Source organism: Paenibacillus sp. FSL E2-0190, from assembly GCF_037992965.1.
Lineage (GTDB): Bacteria > Bacillota > Bacilli > Paenibacillales > Paenibacillaceae > Paenibacillus_AQ > Paenibacillus_AQ odorifer.
The window spans coordinates 5,242,006-5,267,593 of record NZ_CP150306.1; the positions used below are offsets into that span (position 1 = coordinate 5,242,006).

20 protein-coding genes are annotated in these 25,588 nt (G+C 48.8%); 1 reads left to right on the top strand and 19 read right to left on the bottom strand.

The genetic code is table 11. The annotated features are described in order from the left end of the window. Positions 1 to 178 precede the first annotated feature (178 nt). Together NST25_RS23070 and uxuA are read right to left on the bottom strand one after the other, a co-directional pair. Positions 179 to 1,789, bottom strand: coding sequence for a mannitol dehydrogenase family protein (locus NST25_RS23070; protein ID WP_340392563.1), 1,611 nt, complete (start codon positions 1,787 to 1,789; stop codon positions 179 to 181). Continuing rightward, positions 1,790 to 2,866, bottom strand: a complete 1,077-nt coding sequence (uxuA, locus tag NST25_RS23075; protein WP_076128893.1) for a mannonate dehydratase — start codon at positions 2,864 to 2,866, stop codon at positions 1,790 to 1,792. 219 nt (positions 2,867 to 3,085) lie between these two features. Between uxuA and NST25_RS23080 the strand changes: the two genes are divergently transcribed. Further along, positions 3,086 to 3,739 (top strand): GntR family transcriptional regulator, encoded by a 654-nt coding sequence (locus NST25_RS23080; protein ID WP_076279252.1) that lies wholly within the window; start codon positions 3,086 to 3,088, stop codon positions 3,737 to 3,739. 103 nt (positions 3,740 to 3,842) lie between these two features. Here NST25_RS23080 and NST25_RS23085 read toward each other — a convergent pair whose 3' ends face one another. The 17 genes from NST25_RS23085 to NST25_RS23165 all read right to left on the bottom strand — a co-directional run bounded on the left by NST25_RS23085 (position 3,843) and on the right by NST25_RS23165 (position 25,549). Then, complete coding sequence (locus NST25_RS23085; RefSeq protein ID WP_340392565.1) at positions 3,843 to 4,547, bottom strand: glycosyltransferase family 2 protein; 705 nt, start codon at positions 4,545 to 4,547, stop codon at positions 3,843 to 3,845. 22 nt (positions 4,548 to 4,569) lie between these two features. Continuing rightward, positions 4,570 to 6,792 carry an MMPL family transporter gene (locus tag NST25_RS23090; RefSeq protein WP_340392567.1) on the bottom strand — a complete coding sequence of 741 codons (2,223 nt, stop codon included), beginning with the start codon at positions 6,790 to 6,792 and terminating at the stop codon, positions 4,570 to 4,572. A 163-nt stretch (positions 6,793 to 6,955) separates the two neighbouring features. Beyond that, on the bottom strand, positions 6,956 to 7,609 hold the full coding sequence (locus NST25_RS23095; protein ID WP_076218827.1) for a response regulator transcription factor: 654 nt from the start codon (positions 7,607 to 7,609) through the stop codon (positions 6,956 to 6,958). After that, a complete protein-coding gene (locus NST25_RS23100; protein WP_076279255.1) occupies positions 7,606 to 8,802 on the bottom strand; it encodes a sensor histidine kinase in 1,197 nt (398 codons plus the stop codon). Before NST25_RS23100 ends, NST25_RS23095 begins: the two co-directional genes overlap by 4 nt. Before the next feature lie 230 nt (positions 8,803 to 9,032). Further along, positions 9,033 to 10,493: a 6-phospho-beta-glucosidase gene (gene ascB / locus NST25_RS23105; RefSeq protein ID WP_076279256.1), complete on the bottom strand. Its 1,461-nt coding sequence runs from the start codon at positions 10,491 to 10,493 to the stop codon at positions 9,033 to 9,035. An 18-nt stretch (positions 10,494 to 10,511) separates the two neighbouring features. Beyond that, complete coding sequence (locus NST25_RS23110) at positions 10,512 to 11,810, bottom strand: PTS transporter subunit EIIC (protein WP_076128887.1); 1,299 nt, start codon at positions 11,808 to 11,810, stop codon at positions 10,512 to 10,514. A gap of 3 nt (positions 11,811 to 11,813) precedes the next feature. Next, entirely contained in the window at positions 11,814 to 12,119 is a 306-nt protein-coding gene (locus NST25_RS23115; protein ID WP_036683292.1) for a PTS sugar transporter subunit IIB, read from the bottom strand. A gap of 1 nt (position 12,120) precedes the next feature. Further along, positions 12,121 to 12,459 (bottom strand): PTS lactose/cellobiose transporter subunit IIA, encoded by a 339-nt coding sequence (locus NST25_RS23120; protein WP_038572728.1) that lies wholly within the window; start codon positions 12,457 to 12,459, stop codon positions 12,121 to 12,123. A 29-nt stretch (positions 12,460 to 12,488) separates the two neighbouring features. Then, positions 12,489 to 14,411: a BglG family transcription antiterminator gene (locus NST25_RS23125; protein ID WP_340010953.1), complete on the bottom strand. Its 1,923-nt coding sequence runs from the start codon at positions 14,409 to 14,411 to the stop codon at positions 12,489 to 12,491. A 327-nt stretch (positions 14,412 to 14,738) separates the two neighbouring features. Then, entirely contained in the window at positions 14,739 to 15,197 is a 459-nt protein-coding gene (locus tag NST25_RS23130) for a hypothetical protein (RefSeq protein WP_340392571.1), read from the bottom strand. Positions 15,198 to 15,285: 88 nt separating this feature from the next. Next, complete coding sequence (locus NST25_RS23135) at positions 15,286 to 17,244, bottom strand: carbohydrate-binding protein (protein ID WP_076279257.1); 1,959 nt, start codon at positions 17,242 to 17,244, stop codon at positions 15,286 to 15,288. A gap of 381 nt (positions 17,245 to 17,625) precedes the next feature. Next, positions 17,626 to 18,636 carry a glycoside hydrolase family 130 protein gene (locus NST25_RS23140; protein ID WP_143763897.1) on the bottom strand — a complete coding sequence of 337 codons (1,011 nt, stop codon included), beginning with the start codon at positions 18,634 to 18,636 and terminating at the stop codon, positions 17,626 to 17,628. Positions 18,637 to 18,692: 56 nt separating this feature from the next. Next, the gene (locus NST25_RS23145; protein WP_036683306.1) at positions 18,693 to 19,529 is read right to left on the bottom strand and encodes a carbohydrate ABC transporter permease; all 837 of its coding nucleotides are present in this window, start codon (positions 19,527 to 19,529) and stop codon (positions 18,693 to 18,695) included. 14 nt (positions 19,530 to 19,543) lie between these two features. Further along, a complete protein-coding gene (locus tag NST25_RS23150) occupies positions 19,544 to 20,446 on the bottom strand; it encodes a sugar ABC transporter permease (RefSeq protein ID WP_036683309.1) in 903 nt (300 codons plus the stop codon). Between the two features lie 104 nt (positions 20,447 to 20,550). Continuing rightward, positions 20,551 to 21,933, bottom strand: coding sequence for an extracellular solute-binding protein (locus NST25_RS23155; protein ID WP_036683312.1), 1,383 nt, complete (start codon positions 21,931 to 21,933; stop codon positions 20,551 to 20,553). A 172-nt stretch (positions 21,934 to 22,105) separates the two neighbouring features. Beyond that, on the bottom strand, positions 22,106 to 23,737 hold the full coding sequence (locus tag NST25_RS23160) for a response regulator (RefSeq protein ID WP_340392574.1): 1,632 nt from the start codon (positions 23,735 to 23,737) through the stop codon (positions 22,106 to 22,108). A 3-nt stretch (positions 23,738 to 23,740) separates the two neighbouring features. Beyond that, positions 23,741 to 25,549 carry a sensor histidine kinase gene (locus NST25_RS23165; RefSeq protein WP_340392575.1) on the bottom strand — a complete coding sequence of 603 codons (1,809 nt, stop codon included), beginning with the start codon at positions 25,547 to 25,549 and terminating at the stop codon, positions 23,741 to 23,743. Positions 25,550 to 25,588: the final 39 nt, after the last annotated feature.

Here is a 25,588-nt window from a genome sequence, read left to right on the forward strand (position 1 = left end):
CGGTTATTCGTCATGTGTTTAGTTTAACTTTCGTCCTTCTCATTTTACATAAGATTCTTTTCACACTTTGTTTGGATTTTTTAAAATCATACAAAAAAAAGCCCCGATTGATTGCCTCGGGACTTTTTTCGCTTTATTTTCTTCTATATTAATTCAAATCTACTTAACTGCCTAGCTTTCACTTTAAATAGTGCTCTAATGTTCTCCGTACCGCTCCTGGGCCTGCCATCATTTCTTGGAACATAATCTCAATCTTATCACCTAGACCAATCTCGTACAACGGAACCCCAAAAAGTCGCTCATCTTCAAGAATGGGGCGCACACTTGCAGTTTGGTCTCCAAGCGAAACTCCCTGCAGGTAACCTTGCAGTGTTTCTAGTAACGGATCTGAACTCAATGTGAAGACTTCTCCAGCATCATTCACTCCAAGTAAGTAACGACACCACACAGCGATAGCCAGTGGAATCGCCGTTAGCTGCGCTGGATCGAGCTCCTCCCGTCGAATATAGGATTTAATAGTTTCACCAAACCGTATACCTACCTTCTGCGAAGTGTCTGTAGCAATCCGCTGCGGAGTATCGGGGATAAATGGATTGGCAAAACGCTCCGTAAGGACTTCGTCCAGGAACTGCTTTGGACTGAGAATCCCCGGGTCCACTACGACGGGCAGGCCTTCTTTGTAACCGATTATCTCCACAAACCTCCGCAAAGTATCGTCCTTCATCTCATCCGCGATCAAGGTGTAGCCAAGCAGACAACCGGAAACAGCAAGCGCCGTATGCAGCGGATTAAGGCAGGTCGTTACTTTCATCGTCTCCACCTTGTTGACTGTCTCCCGGTCCGTAAAAATAATTCCGGCTTCCTCTAGTGGTGGACGTCCGTTCGTAAAGTTATCCTCCACTACAAGATATTCGCTGATCTCAGCATTTACGAAAGGAGCGGTATATGTGTTTTTGGAGGTAATGATCACATCCATATCACCAATTCCCTGTTCCAGAAGCGCTGCCTGTACACTCTCCGAAGGACGTGGTGTGATTTTATCGATCATGGACAAGGGAAAGGTTATTACTCGTTCATCTTCCAGATAATGCACGAAGTCTTCTATAACAAGTCCTCTTTGGGCCCATTCCTTAGCGATGGACACAACACCATTCTTCAGCTTGTCGCCATTGTGTGAGCAGTTGTCCATGCTGACAAAGGTCATCGGATATTGGCCTTTCAGATATCTTCGATAAGCAAGCGAAGCAACAATGCTCATGACATGAACAGGATGCTCCGGTCCGCTCACAATATCCTTTTCCACAATGCCAAGATATTTATCGTGCGGATCCGTCAACGAGTATCCCTTCTCCGTGATGGTGAAGCTAGCCATTTGCAGGCTGGGATTCTCGAACACCTCGATCAATCTACGGTACTCCGCTTCGCGGTTTTTGTCCGCTGCGATTCCCTCCACAATACTACTGACTACTCTTTTCTGGAAATCACCACGAGCATTCATCAGCACTAAAAGGGTCAGATTGTCGTAGGGCTTGTAGACTTTATCAATCATTTCGAAATCAAAGGTTTCCACCGCAATAATACCTGTATCCGACTTCCTGCCATCCAGCAGCTTCTGATGAGCATTTGCCACGAATCCTCTGAAAATATTACCTGCACCGAAATGAATCCATTCCGGTTTAAGCTGTGTATTGTTTGCTATCTGCTCATAGTCGAACTGCGGAAGCTCCACTCCAGCAGCTTTCCAAGCTGCTTTTTCCCCTTGGATACTGCTTCTGGTCAGATGCAGCATTTATTTTGCCTCCTTGACATTATCCAAGCTATCCCAGACACCAAGCAAATACATGATGCCCATAGCTCTATCATACAAGCCATAACCCGGTCGGCAGTTCTTCTCTTCCCCCCACAGATGCCGCCCGTGATCCGGACGCACATAACCAATGTATCCGTTCTCATGATAGGCTTTGACCACCTCGGCCACATCAACGCTTCCGTCACGCCCACGGTGCGACACCTCAATGAAATCACCGTTCTCAAATACCTTCACATTGCGGATATGGGCAAAATGAATACGATCATGGAACTCGCGGATCATCGCTGGCAGATCGTTATCCGGATTCGTGCCGAGTGACCCTGTGCAGAACGTCAAACCGTTGTACGGGCTGTCCACTAAATCCAGAAAGCGGCGGATCATATCCCGATTGCGGATAATACGCGGCAGTCCAAAGATCGGCCAAGCCGGATCATCGGGATGGATAGCCATCTTGATGTCCACTTCCTCGCATACTGGAATAATGCGTTCCAGGAAATACTGGAGGTTGTCGAACAGTTTATCTTCTGTCACATCCGCATAAGCCGCAAACAGCTCATCCAGCTTTGCCAGCCGCTCCGGCTCCCAGCCCGGCATCGTGAACTTTCCAGCTCCCTTCAGAATCCGGTCCACCATCTCACGCGGATTATCGGTAATGGCAGCCTTTTCATAAAAGAGAGCATTCGAGCCATCAGGCAACTCTTTATACAGCTCTGTGCGGGTCCAATCGAAAACAGGCATAAAATTATAGCAGATCACCTTAACGCCAACCTTGGCGAGTTTACGAATGGTGTCGATATAAATATCGATATATTTATCACGGGTCGGCAAGCCGATTTTGATATCATCATGAACGTTGACGCTTTCTACTACAGCCGTGCTGAAACCCTTGCTGGTGATTTGATCCGCCACTTCTTGGATCCGTTCCATTTCCCACACTTCTCCGGCTACTTTCTCATGCAAAGACCAGACAATCCCCATAACACCCGGAATCTGCCGAATATGATCCAGCGTGATATTGTCATTGCCCTCGCCATACCATCTCCACGTCATGTTCATTGATAAACCCTCCTGTGAATTCGTTTTCAACTATCTTGTATACAAGATTTACTTGATCATAGAATAAGAACAATTCTTTGTCAATCACAATTTGATCAGGAATTTTATCCTGAAATCAAGGAATATCCACCCTATTTTCATCCCAATGATTTTAATGAACGAACTTATCATGTATACTAGTACTGTATCTGTCATTAACAATTGAAAGCAGGAACAGAAATGTCAATTAAAGCTGAAATTCTAAACACACTGAAGCAAGAAATCCTCACGCTGGCGTTAAAGCCAGGCACCATTCTGAGTGAAACAGCCTTGTCTGAGCGGTTTCAGATTTCACGTACGCCGTTGCGTGATGTTCTCAAACAGCTTGCACTGGAATCTTATACCGATATCTATCCGAAAAAAGGTAATATTGTCTCCTTTATTGATCTTGAATCTGTTGAACAAATCACATACTTGCGTTGCACACTGGAAAAGGAGATCCTCAAGGATCTTTCTGCACAGCTTTTACTACCAGGAGTGCACGAGCTTAAAGAAATTCTTAAGAAACAGAAAGAGATCATCGGGCAGGAGAATGCTGTAGATTCTTTCCTTAATTTAGATGACGAGTTTCACCGGGCCTTGTACAGGCTTGCTGGACGTGAGTATCTGTGGACTCTGATCCAGCAGTCGAATGTGCATTATCTCAGGTACCGCAGACTGCACATGCTTAAGACCGACAAGCTGGAAGAAATCTGGAACGAACACCAATCCATTCTTGAGCTTATGGTGCAAAAAGAAACCGCCAAAATCGGCCCGCTAATCCACCACCATCTCCGGGAAGATATTCATTCACTGGATTTTCAGGAGAATTTCTCGGAATTTTTAAAGAAATAGTCAGCCATAAGACGGCTTACTGCCTTAAAACAAACAAAGAGACATCGTATGGAATTCTCCGTGATGTCTCTTGTTAAATTTACATAACGTTCTCTAAATCCAATTATCTCTTAATCCGATACAGAATGACTCTCTTTTTGAGCCAGCCAATCAATATGGCATCCATGAAACCCATACCGCCACGATTGATTTCCCCATATTTAGAGTTTCCGTGTTTCCTCGCTTGATAGGTTACCGTAACTTCAATAACTGAAAAGCCGTTCATCTTAGCCACCGTGGGCAAAAAGCGGTGCATTCCATTATATAAATAGAAACTGTCAGCTACCTCCCTTTTGAAGAGCTTCATAGGACAGCCTATATCATAAATTGAACCTCCAATAATCCAATTACGGATTTTTTTCGCGAAACCTGAAGAAACTTTCTTAAACCACGTATCTTTATGATCTGCCCATTTTCCATTTACAAAATCTCTTTTCTTGATGAAAGGCATTAATCTAAAGATGTTCCGTGGATCTGTCTGTAGCGCTGCATCCATAAGGGCGATCAGTTCGCCCTGGGAATTTTTCATCCCCGCCCAAATGGCTGCCGTTTGCCCGTAGTTTTTTTCAAAATGAATGACCTTTACCGCTTGATCCATCTGTGCGATTTCATTTAACAGCACGGCACTACGATCCCTACTTCCATCATTCACCAGTACGATTTCGTAATGCTCAATTCTCCCTCTTAATGCTTCAGTAATACTTAAGTAAAGATCGTATATATTTTCCTCTTCATTAAAAATAGGTACGACCACGGAAAGGTGAGTCATCGAGCAACACCTCACTATCCACTTATTTTAGGAGTTCAGTAGAGAGGTTGGTTTTAGGATCCCTCACTAGTCTTAATTGTTTTTTCTCAACCGCCTTCATCACTTCCTCACCTTCTACATCCAGGTTAGGAAGCAAGCGATCGAGCCACTTCGGCAAATACCACGCTGATTTTCCCAGCAAAGTCATTACACCGGGAACGATGAGCATCCGGACAACAAAAGCATCGAACAAAACCCCAAAGAGAAGTGCAAAGCTCATCACCCTGATGTTCGGATCTTCTGCCAGCATGAATCCCGTGAAAACAGAGATCATGATCAGTCCTGCAGCTGTAACTACCCCGCCGCTGTGATGAATACCGGCCAGAACGGACTTTTTGGCATCCCCACTTTTCTTAAATTCTTCCCGCATTCTACTGACGAGGAAAACTTCGTAGTCCATGGCAAGTCCGAACAAAATGCCGACGACCATGATTGGGAGAAAATTGAGTATGGGAGCTTGCCCATTAAAATGGAACACATTTTGCAAATGTCCATCCTGTATGACGAAGGTAATGAAACCTAATGTAGCCCCCAAAGAAAGAATAAATCCCAGGACCGCTTTGATGGGAACCAGGATGGACCGGAATACCATCACTAGAAGAACAAAAGCCAAGCCAACGATGATGATACAGAATTCAGGCAGCGCCTCGTTCAGCTTCTGAGAGATATCGATATTTACGGCTGTGCTCCCGGTTACTTTCAGTTTCACATGATTTTGACTCTCGATTTCTGCTGCTTGACTGCGAATTTGTTTAACCAGATCTACCGTTTTATTATCTGCAGGACCGGTAGCCGGAATCACATGAATCAAAGAAATCTTTCCGGAAGGACCAGGAACAGCAGGAGCAATCGTACCAATGTTAGGATAGGTTCTAAGTTGTTCCAGCGCCCCAGACAGATTGGCTGCAGCATCTTGTCCACCATCAGTTTCGGCTAGGATAACGAGCGGACTATGATACCCAACACCGTATGCCTCTGTCATCAGATCGTATGCCCGCCGCTCAGTTAATTCCGGCGATTTTTGCGCATCATCCATGGTGCCTGTCTCCATGTTGAAGAAAGGTATTGCAATAGTGCCCAGCAATGCTACACCAAGGATCACAGCCAACCATGGGCGCCCGGTAACAAAACTCCCCCATAAATTACCTCGAGTCTCGTTCTTTTTGTTGCGGGTTGAACCTTTGGATCTTTTTTTCGATTTGGCTTTGATCAAGCCTCCCATCGCTTCGAGGATAGCAGGAACCATAAAAATAGCGATGAGAACAGCCACGAAAATGCAAAGCGCAGCGGCTAAACCCATTGCGGTAAGAAAAGGAATACCAATCACCGACATTCCCGCAAGACCGATAATAACCGTTATGCCTGCAAAGACAACCGCACTCCCTGCCGTGCCGTTCGCAATCGCAATTGCTTCTTTTCTCTCATAACCTTCGGCAAGCTGTTGCCGATATCTTGAGATAATAAACAACGCGTAATCGATCCCCACTGCCAGACCAATCATGCTGGCCAGGGATAGAGCAAAAGAAGGGGTGTCGAAGAAATTCGAGCCGATGATGATCAACATCACGCCGGTACCAAGACCAATGACTGCCGTAAGAATCGGTAAGATCCCCGTCAGAACGGATCCAAAAGCAACGGTGAGAACAAGAAGCGCAATGAGCACCCCTATCCCTTCTGTAACGCCGCCGATCTCCATTTTCACATAACCAGAGCCAGTTAATTCAGCTTGTAAGCCGGCATCACGCAAAATACCTGCCACATCAAGCACACGTTCCTTTGATGTTTCTGTAACATCACTACCTGGAGTATTGTATGAGATGGTGGCATAGCCAATTTTGCCATCTGCACTTACCGAATGATTGTCATAAGGACTTACTACTGCTGTGACCGCCGGATCCTTAGCCACTTCCTCTAACTGTGCACCAATTAATTGCTTAGTTATTTCTGAGGATAAGGTTTCATCCGTTAGTGATTTCATCACCAACTGAATTTTGCCGCTGTTATCCACCATGGAGGGAAATTCCTGATACATCTGTTCCATCGTTTTTATGGACTCCAGTCCAGGGATAGTAGTTCCCTCATGAAGCTTAGGCCCCATCGAAAGAGCTACGATTGCCGAGATCAGCAGGATGGCAATGCTTCCTAGAATGACTTTAATGCGGTTGCTCGCCGACCAGAACCCAAGCCGGTACAATAATTTGGCCATTTCAGTATCGTCTCCTCTATACTAATGTTTTTCTCTATGCCTTTATCTTATAGAAGAGAAGTCTTGCTAACATCGTCCAAAGGGGCGGACACGCTCTGCCCTTTCGGGCAGCCCATTAGTCCGCAAAAAAAACATGCGAAAGATTTCTTTCGCATGTTCAAAATTACATATGTAAAATCCCCCGTTCCAAAGCGGCCGCCACTGCCTGCGATCGCGAATCTACCCCTAGCTTGTTGTAAACATTCGTCAGATGAGCTTTTACAGTACGTTCTGAGATTCCCAAATCAAAGGCGATTTCTTTACTTTTGAAGCCCTGCGCTACACTTTGCAGAATTTGAGTTTCTTTATCGGATAACAAGGATACTTCTTTATGAATCGGAGCCGAAGCCTTCTGCTGCTCGCGAGCAGAAATCACTCTCTCCATGATTTCTGCTGAGAGCAAGGTTTCTCCTCTTATCGCCGATTCAATATTCCTGAACAAATTTTCCCGGTTCGTATCCTTTAATAAGTAACCTCTCGCACCCAAGGCCAGTCCATTAATCATTAATTCATCTTCGTTGTAAGTCGTCAAAATAATAACTGGAACGGAGTTGTTCTTCTCCCTCAATACCTTCATGGCTTCCAGTCCGCTCATGACCGGCATATTCAAATCCATCAGGATCACGTCCGGTCGCACTTCATCTATAAGGGTTATAGCTTCCTGCCCATTTACCGCTTCTCCAACAATTTGAAACTGTTCATCCGTCTCCAGGATCAGCTTCAAGCCTTCCCGAACAACAAAATGATCATCTACGATCAGAATTTTCACTTGCGTCATGTAGGGTCTCCCTCACTAAATGATGTCTCAACCTGAATGCTTGTTCCAGCCGAACTGCTGCGCACCTTCAATTCTCCTCCAATCAGCCTTACCCGCTCCTGAATCCCGAGTAAACCGTAGTGTCCGGCATCCTTGCCGATGGCGTCTGTGTTAAATCCCAAACCATTGTCTCTGATTTCTATAAAAAGCCGCTCATTTTGATCGGACAGGGTAATCCACACCTTGTCAGCCCGGGCATGACGGGCGATATTGGTCAGACCTTCTTTTATAATGTGTAAACTATGTTCCATCATTACTCTAGACAACCGTCTGGTAAGCTTAAAATCCATGGTTACAACGATACCTGTAGCTTCACCGAAATGCTGTGTTTCATAATCGACCGCTTCCCTAAAATCAATCTCTGAAGCTGATTTCGCCCGCAAATTGTCAATTGCTCTACGAGCTTCGGCTAAGGTTGTGCGAGCCTGCTTCATAGACTGTCTGACAATTTCTTGAGAACGCTCTGTGTTACCCTTGGTCATATGGGCATCCGCGGCTTCGAGCTGCATAATTAATCCAGCCACTCCCTGCGCCAACGTATCATGCAGATCCCGAGCCATTCGTTGGCGTTCATTGGCCAGTGTCAGCTCCTCTACCTTTTTATGGGCCTCTTTTAGATCATGCAAAAAATTCTGAATTCTGAGACGCTCGCGAACCTGTTGAAAAAACAATAATGTATACGCTAAAACGATCACAAGCATCAGAACAAATAATGGCATAAATACAATCAATTCATCGGTATCGCCCACGGTAAGCGATGAATCAAAAAACAAAATTATACTAATAAGGGCAACGAAGACGATTCTTTTTATCCGAAATGAAAAACCAAGGCTTTGGGCAATCAGGACCGGAAGCAATCCCATCAACACTGCTTGGTACCCCTGCGGCATCAAAATTGCACAAAGATAAATTAAAATTGCTTGTGCCGAAAAATAAAACCAAAATTGCTTATTAGTGATTCGATAGGAGTTCCAGTGCAGCAAAATATGGACCGTGAATAAGCCTGTAAATATCGAACTGGATAATATTTGAGGGTCCTTAAGAAACTGCAGCAACATAGTGCCAATATATACAATGGATACCCAGATCAAAAGCGGCAATCTGGACGCAAACAATTCATCGATGAACAATAGTCCGGCTTTTTTTTCTTTCACTTGGCTGACCCTCCTTCTCCTCTATTATAAAGATTTAACCTACATGTTGGTAATGTACGAAAGTACATGTACGTTTGGGCAATCGAGATCGCCTTGTCTTGTAATGCCTTCCCTGATAAAACTTCGTTATAAGAAGAAGCACACACGATCTCTATTCCCTATTAAAAAAACAAAAAAACCTTGATTTCTCAAGGTTTTCGTAAAAAATGAACAAGAACTATAACCCCGCACTAATAGCTTAAATCTGCACCGTTAGAGGTTATGACCTTTTTGTACCAGTAAAAGCTGTCCTTACGCAGACGCAGCAGCGTTCCATTGCCTGCATCATCCTGATCAACATAAATGAAGCCGTACCGCTTGCGCATCTCTGAGGTGGAAGCCGAGATCAGATCAATACAGCCCCAGCTGGTGTAGCCCATCAGCTCCACGCCATCGGCAATGGCTTCCGCCATCTGCTCAATATGCTGTGCCAGATACTCTATCCGGTATGGATCACGGATCGTGCCATCCAGTTCGAGCACATCTGCAGCACCCAGACCATTCTCTACTACGAACAAAGGAAGCTGGTAGCGGTCATGCATCTCCTTGAGCACAAACCGCAGCCCCTTTGGATCGATCTGCCAGCCCCAATCGGAAGTTTTCAGGAAGGGATTTTTCAGCCCTGAGGACAGGTTACCTTCCGTGGTGGCCGTGATATTCTCATCTACACTGACTACTGAGGACATGTAATAACTAAAGGAAAGAAAATCCACAAGATTGTCCCGCAGCAAAGCTTCGTCTCCCGGCAACATGGTTATTGTCACTCCATGCTGCTCCAAATGCCGGCGGATATAAGAAGGATAATAGCCTCTAACCTGAACATCGGAGCAGAACATTGCCATTTGGTTCTCAGCTTGTGCTTTCAGCACATCACCGGGATGACAGGAATATGGGTAGAGCAGCTTGCGGGCCAGCATGCAGCCGATCTGGAACTGCGGATTGATCTCCCGGCCCCGCTTAATCGCAAGCGCACTGGCTACGAACTGGTGATGCAAAGCCTGAAAAGCAATCTGCTTCTCATTTGACTTGCCATCCAGAATAATCCCTGCGCCCAGAAACGGCGCTTTGAGCGTACAGTTGATTTCGTTGAAAGTCAGCCAATACTTCACCTTATCCCGGTAACGGGTGAACACAGTCTCCGCATAACGGACGAACAGTTCAACCAGTTCTCTGGATTCCCAGCCGTTGTATTTGGTGACTAGGTGCACCGGCATTTCATAATGGGAAATGGTGACCAGCGGCTCGATATTATATTTGCGCAACTCATCAAAAACATCGTCGTAGAAACGCAATCCTGCCTCGTTAGGTACCTGCTCATCGCCATTCGGATAAATACGTGGCCAGGAGATGGACATACGGAATACCTTAAAACCCATCTCAGCGAACAAGGCGATATCTTCTTTGTAGCGGTGGTAGAAATCAATCCCTCTGCGTTTGGGGTAATTCCCCTGATTATCATCCTGTATGGCCTCTTCTAGCTGTGGGCCGGACATGGACAATAGCTGTTCCAGGCTCTGCCGTTCCTTAGGAGGACAATATTTGACTACATCAGCAGTGGACAAACCCTTCCCGCCCTCATTATAGGCGCCTTCGACCTGATTGGCGGCTACCGCACCGCCCCACAGGAAGTTTTCCGGAAATGGATAAGTCATCGGTTGAGCCTCCTTTTATTAATGGGTGGCAGCGGTTGCTGCCGCCTTAGCTTCAGCCTGCTGTTCTTGCTCCAGCGCTTCGGCATCGGCTTTTTTAAAGAATGGATAGTAGATCATGAAGCTTGCACCAATCATAACCAGCTGGAACGCACTTACGCGCCAGCCCCCGTTCATCCAGCCATTAACCAGCACCGGAATGCCCAGCGGCACCTGAATCCCGTGCAGCACAGGAAGGATACCCAGCGTCGTCAGAAGAATCGCCAGACCACTACTCACCAGCGGAGTCAGGATAAACGGAATCATAAACCGAACATTCAGCACCAATGGCATCCCGAAAATCACCGGCTCATTGACACCGATCAGACTTGGAATAATTGCCAGTTTACCAAGTGTCTTATAACGTGTAGATTTGGCGAACAACATCGCAATAATGAGACCTAACGTTGCCCCCGCACCACCGATCAGTACATAAACCGGGAAGAACGGTGAACCAATGATATGCGTACCTTCCACACCTCTTTGGTAAGCGTCCAGATTCTCAAGTCCCAAAGCCACCCAAATCGGGCCGACAACGGAATAGACTACCAAGGTGCCGTGAACTCCAAAGAACCACAGCAGGTGAATTACGAAGATGCAGATCAGCATCGCCCACCAGGTACCCCCCAGACTAGTCAGTGGCAGCTGGATAATCGAGAAGACAAACTCGTGCATATTGCCATATTTCGTTGCGGCGAAAATCGCCGTCAGCACCAGCATCAGAACCGCTACGATAAAACCAGGCGTAAGCGCGGCAAAAGATTTCTCAACCGTGGGCGGAACACCCTTCGGCATTTTGATATAGAATTTCTTTTCCAATACAAAGGTATAGATCTTACCTACCAGCAGTGCCAGGATGATTGCCACGAACAATCCTTTGGCGCCCAACCAGGAGTAACCAAATGCTTTGGTCACACCGTCATCCAGCAGTCCTTTTGGTGTAACTAGCAAGAAACTCATCAGCGCCAAAATCCCTGCCGAAAAGCCTTGCTGCTTATGTTGGGTAGCGAAATTGTAAGCGATGGAGAACACCGCGTAGAGTGCGATCAAATCGGTGGTTACAGTTGCCGGAATCGAAGTATAAGTTTTGAGTCCAGTGCTTTCCAGGAAATTCTGATAAGGATCAAGCTTGAGTGCATTAATCAGGGAAAAAATAGCGCCCAGAATCAAAATTGGCATCAAGGCCATCAGACCGTTGGAAATAGCGCTGATATAGGTATTTTTTTGGATTTTCGTGCTGACTTTCTGGATCTTGGCTCTCCATTCTGCGCCGCCTGCCATGACTTAAGCCCCCTTCTCCATCAGTTCAAGTGCTGTAGCCAGCACCTTGTCCCCATCCATCATGCCATAGTCCATCATATCGATCGTAGTTACTGGAATGTTCGGATATTCTGCGGCCAGATCGCCTTCGGCATGTCCCATTTGTGGTCCAAGCATAATGATGTCAAAAGGCTTTTGATCGGCGATGTCACTCTCCGCCACCGCATCAATAACCACTTCAACCCCTTGTGTCCGTGCCGATTCTTTCATCCGTTCCACCAGCATACTTGTCGAGAATCCGCCTGCACAGGCGAGCAATATTTTTTTCATCTTAGTTCACCGATCCTTTCAATTCTAGTTCGAGCGCTTTGCGTTCTTTGATTTCTTCGATCAGTTCCACAGCCAGTTCTCTAACCGTCAGGGCATTCATCAAATGATCCTGCGCGTGAATCATCAGCAGCGTAATTTCTGTCTTTTCGCCCCGGCCTTCAGCCTGGATCAGCCCCGTTTGTACTTTATGTGCTTTGGTCAAGCTGGTCTTGGCGTTCTTAATCATCTCGCCCGCTTCTTCCAGGTTTCCGGCGCGCGCGGTTCTTACCGCTTTTAGGCTAAGGCTTCTTGCCTCTCCGCTGCTGGCAATAATCTGCATAATCGTTTGTTCATAATCCATGGGTTCTCCACTCCGTATCGTCATTTTATTTATAGTAGGTTCTCTATCTCATTCATAAATTGCTCATAACTATTCGTGTTTAGCAGCCGGTTACGGCTGTCTTCCTTCTCCATTAGAACCAGTAGCAGCTTGCTGATCTCTTTGTGCAGGAATAACTGCCCCGGACCCAGATTGATCAGAAAAATCAACTGGACCGGCTTACCCTCATAGATCAGCGGTTTCTTCAACACGGTTACACTGATACAGTCGCGGATCGCGCTCATCCGCATCGGATGCGGGCCGGCCACCCCATTTTTGTAAATGGTGGTGAATTTCTGCTCTCTGAGCAGCACTTGTTCGGGAAAATCGTCAGCTGCATAATGATTGCCCACGATCTCCCGGCAGCGCTGCTTTAACAGCTCCATGTAATCTTCGTCCGAACCAGACAGATGAAACAGCTCCCTGCGGAACAAATCCTTGAAATCCATCAGCTTGTAGGATGGTTCTGTGCGATTAATCTGCAAAGACAATATTTCTTTGATCCGCTGAATCTCTTGATCATCCAGCAGCTGTTTGATATGGATCACCGGTTTTTCCTTAATCTCTGTTGCCAGCGGCACAGTAGAGAGGATCAGATCCACAGGCTTGCTGCTGATCTTCTCCACCTCCGTGATGGAGGCTGTGATCACCGACGCTTTAGGGAATACCGCTTCCAGCTTCAGCCGGATTAACTGGGCACTGCCCCCTCCCGTCGAGCAGATCACGGCAATCCGCTTGAACTTCTCCAGATTGCGCTGCTGCATCCGTTCCAGATGGGTGGCAAAATGCAACGCGACATACCCTGCCTCATCGCGCGACATCCGAAACCCGTACTGCTCCTCTACAATCTCAGCGAAGCGGAAGGAAATGACGAACACATTGGCATACTGGCTGTAAACATCCTCCACCAATGGGTTGCCGAGCTGAAGATTGTAATACAACCGGTTCAGCAGCGGGAACATATGCAATAGCAGTGCTTCGCGCAGCTCTTGATCTTGCGTGAATCCAGTAAGGAACTCGCGGTCCAAGCGCTCCAGAATAGCCGTGATTCCCTCCCGCAGATGTGATTTGGTCTCTTCCGACATCCGTTCCATAATGGTCTTGCCAGAAATGTGCAGCGCCAAATAATCAATCTCATCCGCCGGAAGCTTAATCTGGTATTGAGAGGAGATGAAATCTGCAATACTCCCGGCAATATCCTGATACAGCGGCTCAGGTGTTCCCTGCAAGGCTTGTCCAGCCACAATGAAATTGTGCTTGGAAACCCGGTAAAGAAGAATGAACAGATGGGTCAAGATATTATCCAGAAACACATCCGAGATCTTCAGTTCTTTTTCCTTGAGGATTTGCAGTAGAAATCCCTTAAGCTGCTCAGCATCAAAGTCCTGACTAAAAGCATGAAAATCCTCCGTATGCTGCAGCGTATGACCCGATTGCAAGATAAAGTAAGAAAAGGCTTTACGGAAGTCTTGCTCTTCCCCCTCGATTTTCATGCCATAATGAGCCCGACGTTTCAAGCTAAGCCGGAAAGCGGCAAGTCGCTGCTCTACTTCCTTCAGATCGGAAATAATAGTAGAACGGCTAACGCCGATTTCTTCCGCCATGTTATCCATAGACTGATAGTTATCGTTCTGCAAGAGATAGAATAGTAAATACTGCTGGCGTGATTGCTTATTATCGAGATCCACCTGATCCAGCTGCAGCATTCCTTTTTCCTGGTAGCTACTGAATTTGGCTTCATCGCCAATCTCCAGTAGATAACCCTGGCCGCGGATCATACGGATACCGAAACCATTCGCCTCTCCTGTTTTGTCGAGTGCACGGATCACGTCACGGAGAGTCCGTTCGGACAACCCCACTTCGGCAATCAGCTCACTCATGCGCACAGGACTCTTGCGGGTATATAAAATATTAACAATCGTATATTCTCTCACCTTAAATTCCCTCATTTGTGATACTAGTATCGGATGAAGCACTCAGCTGGTTATGAATACATCATACGTGGAAGCGTTATCTTCTGAACAGTTTGTATTCTGCTGTTTGGAACGGCAGAAACTGACGGATAGGTAAATAACGGATTAAATTCTTAGCATACATTATTTGTGGCCACAAATCAGGAGGAAATATACAACAACGAGGAGAGTGTGATGTGAGGGGAATAGGATCAATATGTAGAGTCAAAAATCCCAAGGTCAGTATGACCTTGGGATTTTGATTATCTTCTGCGGGAAATCCCGCATGGCTTTGCAATATGTTATCCACTACATGCCCACAGCTGAGGAAACTGCAGCAAAGATTGCCGCCACCAGCCAAAGAATCGGAAACAGCTTGAGTATTACCTTTAACCATTGTCCAAAATTGATCCGGGCGATGGCCAAACCTGCCAGCAGCACACCACCTGTTGGCGAAATGAGATTCGTTAATCCATTTCCAAATTGGTATGCGGTTACTACCGCTTCGCGGTTAGCACCCACAAGATCGCCTAATGGTGCAAGCACAGGCATCGTCAAGGCCGCCTCTCCTGATGAAGAAGGAACCAAGAACGTAATAATATTATGCACGACCAGCATGATGGTGGTGAACAAGTAATTCGGCAAACCCTTAAGCATAGTAGCCAGGCCATTCAAAATGGTATCGATAATCATCCCGTTCTCTGCAACGACGAGGATCCCCCGGGCCAAACCGATGATCACAGCAGCGTAGTGTGAGTTATATTTCATCTTGGCATTAAAAAGGCCTCAATTCGGCGATTCTGCCACAATAATAGCTAGATCCATCTTATTGCAATTAAATCAAACCGTTTCCATTCTATTTGAACTGGAACCAGGTTAAATTTGCAACTGTGGTTGAATCTGACTTAACAAAAGTTACATATACGGTATGGGTCCCTACAGCGGTCCCGGCATTAAGCGGGATATTCTTGACTGACCATGTCTGCCATCCGCCTGTGCTTTCTGCTGTCCAATAACCCAGCATAGTGCCCGTAGGACTGTCCAAGTGGAATTCTATTCTTCCGCCGGAATTAGCGGATGCAACCTTCAAATCAATACTTGTTTTAGCTGTACTACCAAAATCTACATTTTTAAATGCTATATAGTCGCCATTACTCCCTCCACCAACATCCAGCCCACCATCAGTGCTTGCCTCATAGGAAATAACACCTGAACTAAGGTTATAGCCTTCCGCTTCAAATTTCAATGTGTTGAATTTTGGAGCTGCAGCATAGCTGTTAGTATCTGTTATTTTCAATTCTGCCAATGTAGTTGCCGCAACTCCACCGACGCGAACATTGTTTAATGTAACTCCGGAGACAGTAGATGTGTCACTCCAACCCTTCATTATTGAAACTTCACCTAAAGCGCGTAAATTTATATTATTATAGACCACATTTTTTATCGGACCGGTTTTCGCAGAAAGATCAAACCATCTGGAGTGAACACCGGATCTTGGCCAGAAGCCTTCTACATCTATATTGTCAAATATGATGTTTTGTGCTGCTGGAGTTCCATAAAGATGACCTACTGCTAAAGCACGCCAGCACCGGTATACATAAGAGTTTTTAACAACTATGCCATCCTGAAGCTGTTTCACTCCATCTCCAACCTTAAATGCTCCACATCTGCTCCAAGCCAAAGCATCATCCACAACTACATTTGACTGGCTTTCAGGACTTCCAGGCCAGTTTGCAGCTATATCCGTAGTTTCTACATCCCATGTCTTAAATGAGTATGTGTCATCCTCCGATACTGCTACAGTGTGCTTTATGAGTACATTCTGGCTCTCTTGAATGTCGATTGCATCATTTTCATAATCAAGTTCATTGTTGTTGAAGTGCTTTGTATTCTGGAATGTTACGTTATTAGATCTTGTAACTATTGTAGCCCAGCCACCGCTGTCTCTTATTGTTATGCCGTCAACCGTGAAGTTGCTGCACTGCAAGGGTACAAGAATATTGTTCAAATAATTGTTTGTATTTCTCATATAATGGCCATTGCCGTCAATAGTCCCCCTGCCGTATATCTTAATATTGTTTGCATTTGTTTCAGTATAAATAAACCATGTTCCATCCTTACCCAGAGAATTCTTATGAAAATGGGTAGTGTAATCGCTTGGATTTCCTGAACCCCTTATAACAGAACCACCCTCCAGATAAACCGAAACATTGCTTTTTAAAACAAGGTTTCCGCACTTATAAACACCGGCTGGAACGTATACTATACCGCCACCTGCTGCGTTAGCCGCATTTATGGCGTTTTGTATTGCAGTTGTAGCCATAGCGGCACCGGTACTGTCGGCACCGTACCCGGTTTTAACATTGTATATACCTGTACCGGATGAAGCCGGAACATTGGTTTCAAGAGCATCTGCCGCAATAACCAGATCTTTCAGGTTATTGATTTTAACTATAAGATATGTTGGTGATGAAAGTGTAAATGTAAGTGTATTTCCGCTCTTTGTTGCAGTGATTCCCAAAGCTTTGGGAGAAATATTATAGGTATTGATTGTCTCGCTTGCTGTTATTGTGATTGTAGTAGTACCTGAAAAAGAGAAATTACAATAATTATAGTTTACAAATACCGCCGAAGTGTCGATTACCGGTATATTTGTAGAGTCTGCTGTTACCGTGTATTGACTGGTCGTGGTATAGATCGACGGTAATGGATAGCTTACAATTGTGCCCGCCGCTCTTGCTGTCAAAGGAACGACAGCTAAAAGACTGGCGAGCATACAAACAATTAAACTTAATAGTTTTAACCTTTTTAGCATAAATAAACACCTCTTTCATATCTTCAGAAAATACTCTGTCATCAGTGAATAATGATTTCACCAGTGATGCTCTATTACTCTTTTCATAAAGTCGACATATTCCTGTTCAGCTTCGGAAGTGGCAGAGTAATACTAACCTTTTCTGCATCAGCAAAGTTTCCTTTTAAAATACAGCCCCGGTTTTGTTCACCTTTTGCAGGATTTCTGCGTTGGTCGCTACTACTGAGCTGTATTGTTGCATTTTATGCACAATCTCCCCACGGTCACTGCTATTGATTTAGCATTGTTGCACTTCATGCACAATCTCCGCGCAAGCCGCTCCAATCATGGCACATGGCCCTACTGTTACTCCGCATTTCCGCCCTCAGCCTGCTTCCAATCTTATCTATGCTCCGGCTCCAGACAGAGCCGGAGCAGATCGTCCACATGGGCCGTTGCCAGACATTCCACCGTATCCGCAGAGCCGTAATAGATCTTGACCTCGCCGTCATCCTCCAGAATCATCCCTCCCGGAAAAATCACATGATTGCGGAAGCCCCCGCCAATCTCATAGTCTGTCTCCGGTGCCAGCAGCGGTTGCCTGCTCATGCCGATCACCTTGCGGGGGTCCTCCAGATCCAGCAGCATAATTCCGGCGGTATAGCGCTTCTTCCAGGTGTCCTCCCAACCTTGCTTGCCTCTGGCCGGGTCCACATCCACCGCATGGAAGGTGGTCAGCCAGCCCTTATCCGTCCGGACCGGAGGTGCGGCCGGGCCAACCTTGTCATTGGCAAACGGCACCTGCTCGACGGCGAGCAGTAGGCTGGAGTTGCCCCAATGCTTCAGGTCCGGCGACTCGGAGATCCAGGCATCGAAGCGGTCCCGGCCGCCGCGGCTGTATACCGTGAAGGGACGCTCCAGCCGGACATACTTGCCGCCGATCAACTCGGGAAACAGTACCATATTGCGCAGGTCCGGTGTAGACAGGCTGAGCACCTCGAAGTGCTCCAGATCATCGGTAACGGCAATTCCGCCGCGGATGCCATGGTGCGTATCCACGGCAAAACACATATAACAACGGCCGCCGATCACGGTCAGGCGCGGGTCGTAGGCGCGGATAATTTCCTCGTCATGAATTTTGAACACTGGCTTCGGGCCGGCGGTCCAGCTCAGCCCGTCGTCACTGTAAGCAATGCCGAGATCCGTGGTGTGGTGCGGCTCAAGCGTCTGATCTACCAGTGAGCCGTAATCATTACGGAAGATCATCACATACTTGCCGTTAAATTTCGTTACACCGGCATTGAATACCAGTGCGGTGGGGTAAGGAACCTTCGTTGCATCCAGCACAGGATTGCCCGGATACCGCCGGATGAACGGGGCAGATTGCAGAATTGCCGGAGCGTGTTGAGTCATGGGGTGTACCTCCTTGAATGTCAAATATGGAATATGGGTTGCGCAGGGCCGGACCGCTACCCTTTGAGGGAACCGGCTGTCATCTGCATAAAGGATTTGTTGGCGAACAGATAGGCTACGAGAATCGGCAGAATGGACAAGCAGGCGCCTGCCATCATATAGTGGGTCTGGGAAGCGGCCGAAATCCCGTATTTCAGGTTCGCCAGCCCGACAGTCAGCGTCTGCAGCTCCGGCTTCGTCATCGTGAACACGAGTGGCAGCAGATATTCATTCCACGCGCCGCGGAAGGTGAACAGCGCACCTACGCCGAGTCCGGGTCCGAGCAGCGGCAGAATAATCCGCCAGAAGGTGCGGCCGGGGGAGCTGCCGTCCATCAGCGCCGCCTCATCCAGCTCACGGGGAATCCCCTTCATGAAGCTGGACAGAATGAAGAAGATCGAAGCATGGGCGGAGATCAGAATCAATATGACCCCCCACAGGCTGCTGTGCAGATGAAGCTTGACCATCAGATCAAACTGCGGACGCAGCACGACCGCCCCTACTGCCACGAACATAGTGAAGGATTGCAGGCCGATATACAGTTTCTTGCCTGCAAAATCCATCCGGTCCACCACATAAGCCGCCATGGATGATACCAGCAGCGTGCCAACCACCGCCGCCAGAGAGACAATCAGGCTGTTCAGCGTATATCTGGAGAAATTCGCCTGTGCCCAGGCTTCGGCATAGTTCGAGAAATGCCAGCTATCCGGCAGGAAGGTGGCTCCCGCAGTCAGTTCGGCATTTGTCTTGAAGGAGCCGAGAATGGTGATAACAACCGGAATCAGGGTGATAAAAGCAAATGCCAGCAAAAAAATCCACAGGATGATATTGCCCAGTATGGTTCTTATTCTCATAATAGCCTCTCTCCTCAATCGGTCTGATTCATACGTCTGGATGCGTAGAAATAAATGAGCGATATGATCCCGACGATGACCGCAGACACGAAGGCGACCGCACTGCCGTATCCGAACTCTTGGACCTGGACCGCCGCGCTGCCTCCGCCGACAGGGAAAAATAATTTGTACAAATACAGGAACATCACCTCTGTCTTGCCTACAGGACCGCCTTCGGTCAGCACCATAATGCTCTCGTATCCCTTCAAAGCTGTAATGATCGCCAGCATAATGACCATCTGCATGACAGGCCCGAGCATCGGCAGGGTGACATAGCGGAACTGCTGGAGTCTGCCTGCTCCGTCCAGGGAAGAGGCTTCATAAACATCCTCCGGGATATTCTGCAGACCGGCGAGGAAGAGCAGCATGTAATTGCCGACCGCCCCCCAAGCCGCAACCAAAATGACGGTGAGCATGGCATATTTCGGCCCCAGCCAGTCCACACCGGAATCGGAAAGGCCCGAACGGATCAGGAACTGGTTGAGAATCCCGTTATACGAGTTAAAGATCGTGAAGAAGACTACGGCCATTACGGCGGTACTGATGACGGTCGGCATGAAGAAAATCCCCCGCAGCAGCTGTCTGCCCCGCAGCCCCCGATTCAATATGGAGGCCAGCAGCAGAGCCAGCGGAATAGTGATCAGCAGCTTGCCGCCTGCATAGACAAACGTGTTCACCACCGAATCCCAGAACTGGGTATCCTTCAGGATGCGGCTGAAATTGGCCAGCCCGGTAAACCGGGCCGTTCCGAACCCTTTGTAATCATAGAACATATAGCGGAACGCCCAGGCAATCGGATAAATCCCGAGGACCAACGTGAGCAAGGCACTTGGAAAGATAAAGCTGTATGAAAATAAGGCTTGTTTTGTTTTGTTCATCTGGTTTCTTCCGGCTCCTCTCCCTTGCGGCCAGAGCAGAGGGATGGGAAAGCTGCTTCCTCATCCCTCTGCTTTGGCCTATATCTCTATCCCTGACCTTCCATCTACTTGGCGAACTTGCCGCCCAATGCGGCGGGGTCAAAGCCGGCATCCGGCTCGGCCTTCACGCCATCATTCGCAATCACGCTGTCCAGTGCAGTGTTATAGCGTTTGTTCAGATCGGCGATAATTGCCTTCAGATCGCCGCCGTTCAGCATATACTTGAAGAAGGCGTCATCCGATTTCATCCCTTCCGGTGCTACAGACGGATAGACCGGCCACACTCCATCGTGCTTGTTCGGCAGGAAGCCTTCAATGCCGTTCACATCCGGTGTCTTGGCTACTGCGCTGACGGATGGAACCATGGAGATGCCAAAGCCTTTTTCCTGATAATCCGTCAGCACCTGATCGCCGTACATGAACTCCATGAACTTCCAGGCTGCTCCTTTGTGCTCCGACTTCGAGCTCAGCGCCAGCCACTGGCCCCCGAGGAAGCCCGAAGCCCCCTTCACGGTGCCGTCGATGGTCGGAACCGGAGCGGCTGCCCAGTCAATCTTGGCCGGGAACTGATTCTTGTAGACGCCCGGCTCCGAGGAGTAGGACATATACATTCCGATTTTGCCCTCTGCAAACTGCGCCCGCAGCGGATCAATATCCAGCGATTCCACACCCGGCAGCATGCTGCCGTTGTCCCGGATCTGCTTAAAGGCATTGATGATCGACTCGAAGCCGCTGAAATCGTAGCGGGCCGTCTTGAAATCATACCCGAAACCGCCGTAGCCGCTCATCTCCGCAATCACCCGCGCCGAACGCGCAAACGCGCTTCCGGGGCTTTTGAAGTTCTGGGCGAAGCCGTAAGCGCCGTCCGCTTTACCGGCTTCCGTCAATTTTTTGGCGGTATCCACCAGCTCCTGCAGGGTAGCTGGCGGATGCTCAACGCCTGCTTTGGCGAACAGATCCTTGTTGTATACTAGACGCATGGTTGTTCCATAATTCGGCAGACTGTAACGCTTGCCGTCAAATTCATTCAGATCCGGCATGACCGGGAATTTCGTCTTCAGCTCATCGGTGAGGAACTCGTCAATGGGAGCGAGAAAGCCTTTTTTGTAGAAGGTCTGGATGGTATTCTCCTTCACCCGGATTACATCCGGCGCATCGGAGGTCTGGAAGGACAGATCGAGTGCGGTATCGAAGTCGTCGCCCTTGACGACCAGCTCCACCTCAATCCCGTCAGTATTGGTTGCGTTGAACTCGGCTACCTTGTCCTTCACGAAATCCGCATCGTGACGGTCGCCGGTCCAGTAGCTGATTTTGGTCTTGTCCCCCGAGCCGCCTGTCTTCCCGTCTCCCTTACCTTCTGCAGCATTGCCACCGTTACCGTTGCCGCAGGCTGTCAGGCCAAGTGCCAGGACCAGGCTCAGAGATGTTATTAGCATACGCTTCATCATTGGTAGTTCCCCCTTATATATCCCTGTTGTATTCGCTTACAACCTGATTATAGACGGATTGGCGCATCCGGATAAGGCGGGTAAGCCCACTTTAAGGGCAGATTTCTGCAGGAGCTTTATACAGTGAAGGGAGGCCACCTCCGCCCTGCGGACATGCCTCCCCTGCGCATTTTTATTCTTTTCCAAGATAATGCAGTTTGAACTCGGACGGGGTCATTCCGGTATATTTCTTGAACACCTCGCTGAAATAGCGCCTGTGCTCATACCCGAGATCCTGGGCGATCTCCTGAACCTGCCGGCCGCTGATCAGCATCGCCTTAGCCTTCTCCATCTTCTCGTGCATCACATACTGCTGAAACGAAATCCCCTGCACCTTCTTGAACAGGTTGGAGAAATACCCCTGGCTGAGGTTAATCTGCTTCGCCACCTGCTCCAGCGACAGCCCCGTATCCAGATGGCTATCGATATAAGCGGCGGCCTGGCGGATAATCCGCGTGGACTCCAGGGAACGGGCCTCCGTAACCAGCGCACAGGCCTCCCGGCACAGCCCGGACAGCAGGTCCCGGATATCCTGCAGGGAAGGATGCACCCGGTTCTTCAAGACGGCAATCCTGTGCTCCAGCGGCTCCACCTGCCCGTAGGGGAACTGCTCCAGCAGGACCCGGCAGATCCTGTAGCCCAGCTCATAGCCGACGCTTTCCACATAACGCGGCTCAGGCAAAAGCCCGCTGTCCAGCAGCTCCGCGAATAGTTGATCGAGCATCTGCAGGCTTTTGGCAGAATTGCCGGAACGCAGGGCGAACAGTAACTCCTGCTCAACGGCGGCGGAGTAGCTGTGAAGTGCGAGCGGTTTATTCTCGACATTGCTGTAAATGTAGACCCCGTTTCCTCCGGTGTAGAAATGATAACCCAGCGCGCTAATCGCCTGCCTGTACGCTGTGCCCAGCTCCTGAATCGCCGCTACGCCCAGCCCCACGCCAATGGAAAGCGTATGCCTGGAGAATCGGCTTACATTCGTGCAGCAGGTCTCCGTAACCAGCGCCGCCGTATCCGGGTCCGAGCCGTTCATGATGCAGACGTACCGGTCTGTCGCCTCCCGGATAATGACGCCGCGGGTCCAGGCGGAAATCGTCTCTTCGAGAATATTATGCAGGCTGAACCGCAGCAGCTCGACCTCCTGCACAGGCTGGCCGCTCAGCTTCTCCGTGAAATGATCGATTTCGGCGACAAACACGAAGAAATCATGCTGGTCCAGAGGGATATCGAGATAGGCCCAACGAGAATGTGCATCCGATTCTGTCGTCTGGTGGTGCAGCAGGAAGATGAGATATTCCTGGCGGAGAATAGGTAGACTTTCTCTAATTTTTGCCTCCATCACAGCAAGTCTGGTGGTCTCCTGACGCTCCTCCCGGCACAACTCCCTGGCCTTCAGCACAGCCTGCACAATCTCGTCCAGGGAAAAGGGCTTCTTGACGAAATCAAGCGCCCCTAGTCGGATGGCTTCCTGGGCATAAGAAAACTCCGAGTAGGCGCTGAGGATAATAATCTTGCAGTCCGGCAGTTCCTCCAGAATCGCCCGGGTCATCTGCAGACCGTCCATTCTTGGCATCCGGATATCAGTCAGCACAATGTCCGGCCGGGTCTCGCGGATAATCTGCAGCCCCGCTTCACCGTCCAGCGCTGTACCGACTACCTCAATACCGTGCTCCTGCCATGGCGGCTTGCTCGAGACCATCTCCACCACACTTTTAATATCGTCGATTACACATAATTTGAACTTTTCCAGCTCCAGCTTCCGGTCCATCCTTCATCTCTCCTCTTCTGAGGGAATCCACAGATCCGTCCATGATCCCTTACTTGGTTCGCCGCCCACATCCATACGGGCTTCGTCCCCGTAATACAGCGCCAGCCGGTGCCTGATGTTGAACAGGGCATAACCTTTCCTCGACTGCGGAGCCCTGACCATCCCCTGCTTGACCCGTACAGCATCAAGTCCCCGTCCATTGTCGGTAATGCAAATATGCAGCAGCCCCTGCTCCCGGCTGACCGTGATGTCTATCCTGCCTCCTATAGTCCGGTCGCTGAATCCATGCTGGATGCTGTTCTCCACTACCGGCTGCAGGATAATCTTGGGCATCAGACAGGTAAGCAGTGCCTCATCCTCTACCGTCACCGTGTATTCGAACAGACCTTCATAGCATTTCTGCTGAATAGCGAAATACTGCCGCACGTGGGACAGCTCATCCGCAAGGGTAATCAGATCCTTGCCGCCGCTGAGCCCGATCTGGAACATCTGCGACAACGACAGGATCATCTCATTTACATCGTCATTCTCCCCCATGACCGATTTGCAATAGATGGTATTGAGTGTATTGTACAGAAAGTGCGGCTCCATCTGGGCCGTAAGCGCGCGGATCTCTGCATGCCGCTTGTCCTCCTCCTTGGTCTTCACATCCGCGATCAGCGTCTTAATCTCTGACATCATCCGGTTGAACTGAAAGCCCACCTGGGCAACCTCGTCCTCATAACGGCTCTCATACACCACGCTGAGCTGGTTCTCTTCGACTCTGCGCATCAGCCGCCGCAGCTTGAACAGGGGCTTCAGCAGCACAGATGTCAGCTGGTTGGAGATCAGCCAGGTGGCCAGCAGGAAAACAACGATGACATAGAGGGTAATGCGCTGCACCCGCTGCAGCTTGCCCAGCAGCTGGTCCCGCGACTGCATGCCGGAGATGATCCAGTCGGGTGATACCGCTGAGCTTGTATAATTAACCAGATACTTCTTGCCGCCATAGCTGTAGTAGTGGTCCTGCGGATCGGCCGCTTTCCCGGCTTCGGCAAGCACCGGCTTCCAGGGGAACCTGCCCCGGAACGGCCAGCGGGACTCCACCACCGCCTCTCCTTCCCCGCTCACCAGATAATAATTTCTCCCTGCTTGTTCTCCGCCTGTATTCAGCAGCTCATCTATCCGGCTCTCCCTGATATTGACCACAATAAATACATTGCTGATCGGCGTGTAAGGGTATTCATAAATCCCCCGGACTACGAAGGAGACCACCCGCTGGCTGCCCGTGAACAACCGGTCATAATGTCCTTTGGCCCAGTAGCCGCCCGGCCGCTCCTTGCTCAGATCATATAATTCCGAGCCGTAGAACGAGTTGTCCTGCGCCCGGATCTGCGTAGTGGAATAGAAATCGCCAATCGGGGTAACGATCAGCACGTTTTCGATGATCGGCTGATTGAACGTTACCTGGGAGAGCACATATTGCAGATCCGACAGATGGACATAGTAATTCGACACATCATGGCTGAACACATCGAGCATCATCTTGCGGTACGCATCGCTCAGCATCAGGGACTGCACAGACAGCGCCACATCATTCAGGCGGGAATCCAGCAGCTGTGCCGTCTTGCTTACGGTCTCCCGGCTGCCGGCGTAGGCATTATCCTCGATCTCCTGCGCGGCAATCCAATACGAGAAGCTGCCCATTGCACCGATGGACAGCGTAATCAGCACGATGAACGAAAACAGAATCCTCTGTTTGATGGATATCCGGTAATACCTGCCGGCGATCTGCTGCCGGATCTTACGGCCATAGGCTGTGAATGTATTCATAGTTCCCCCTTCTTGAGCATGTATCTCCCTATGTTTGTA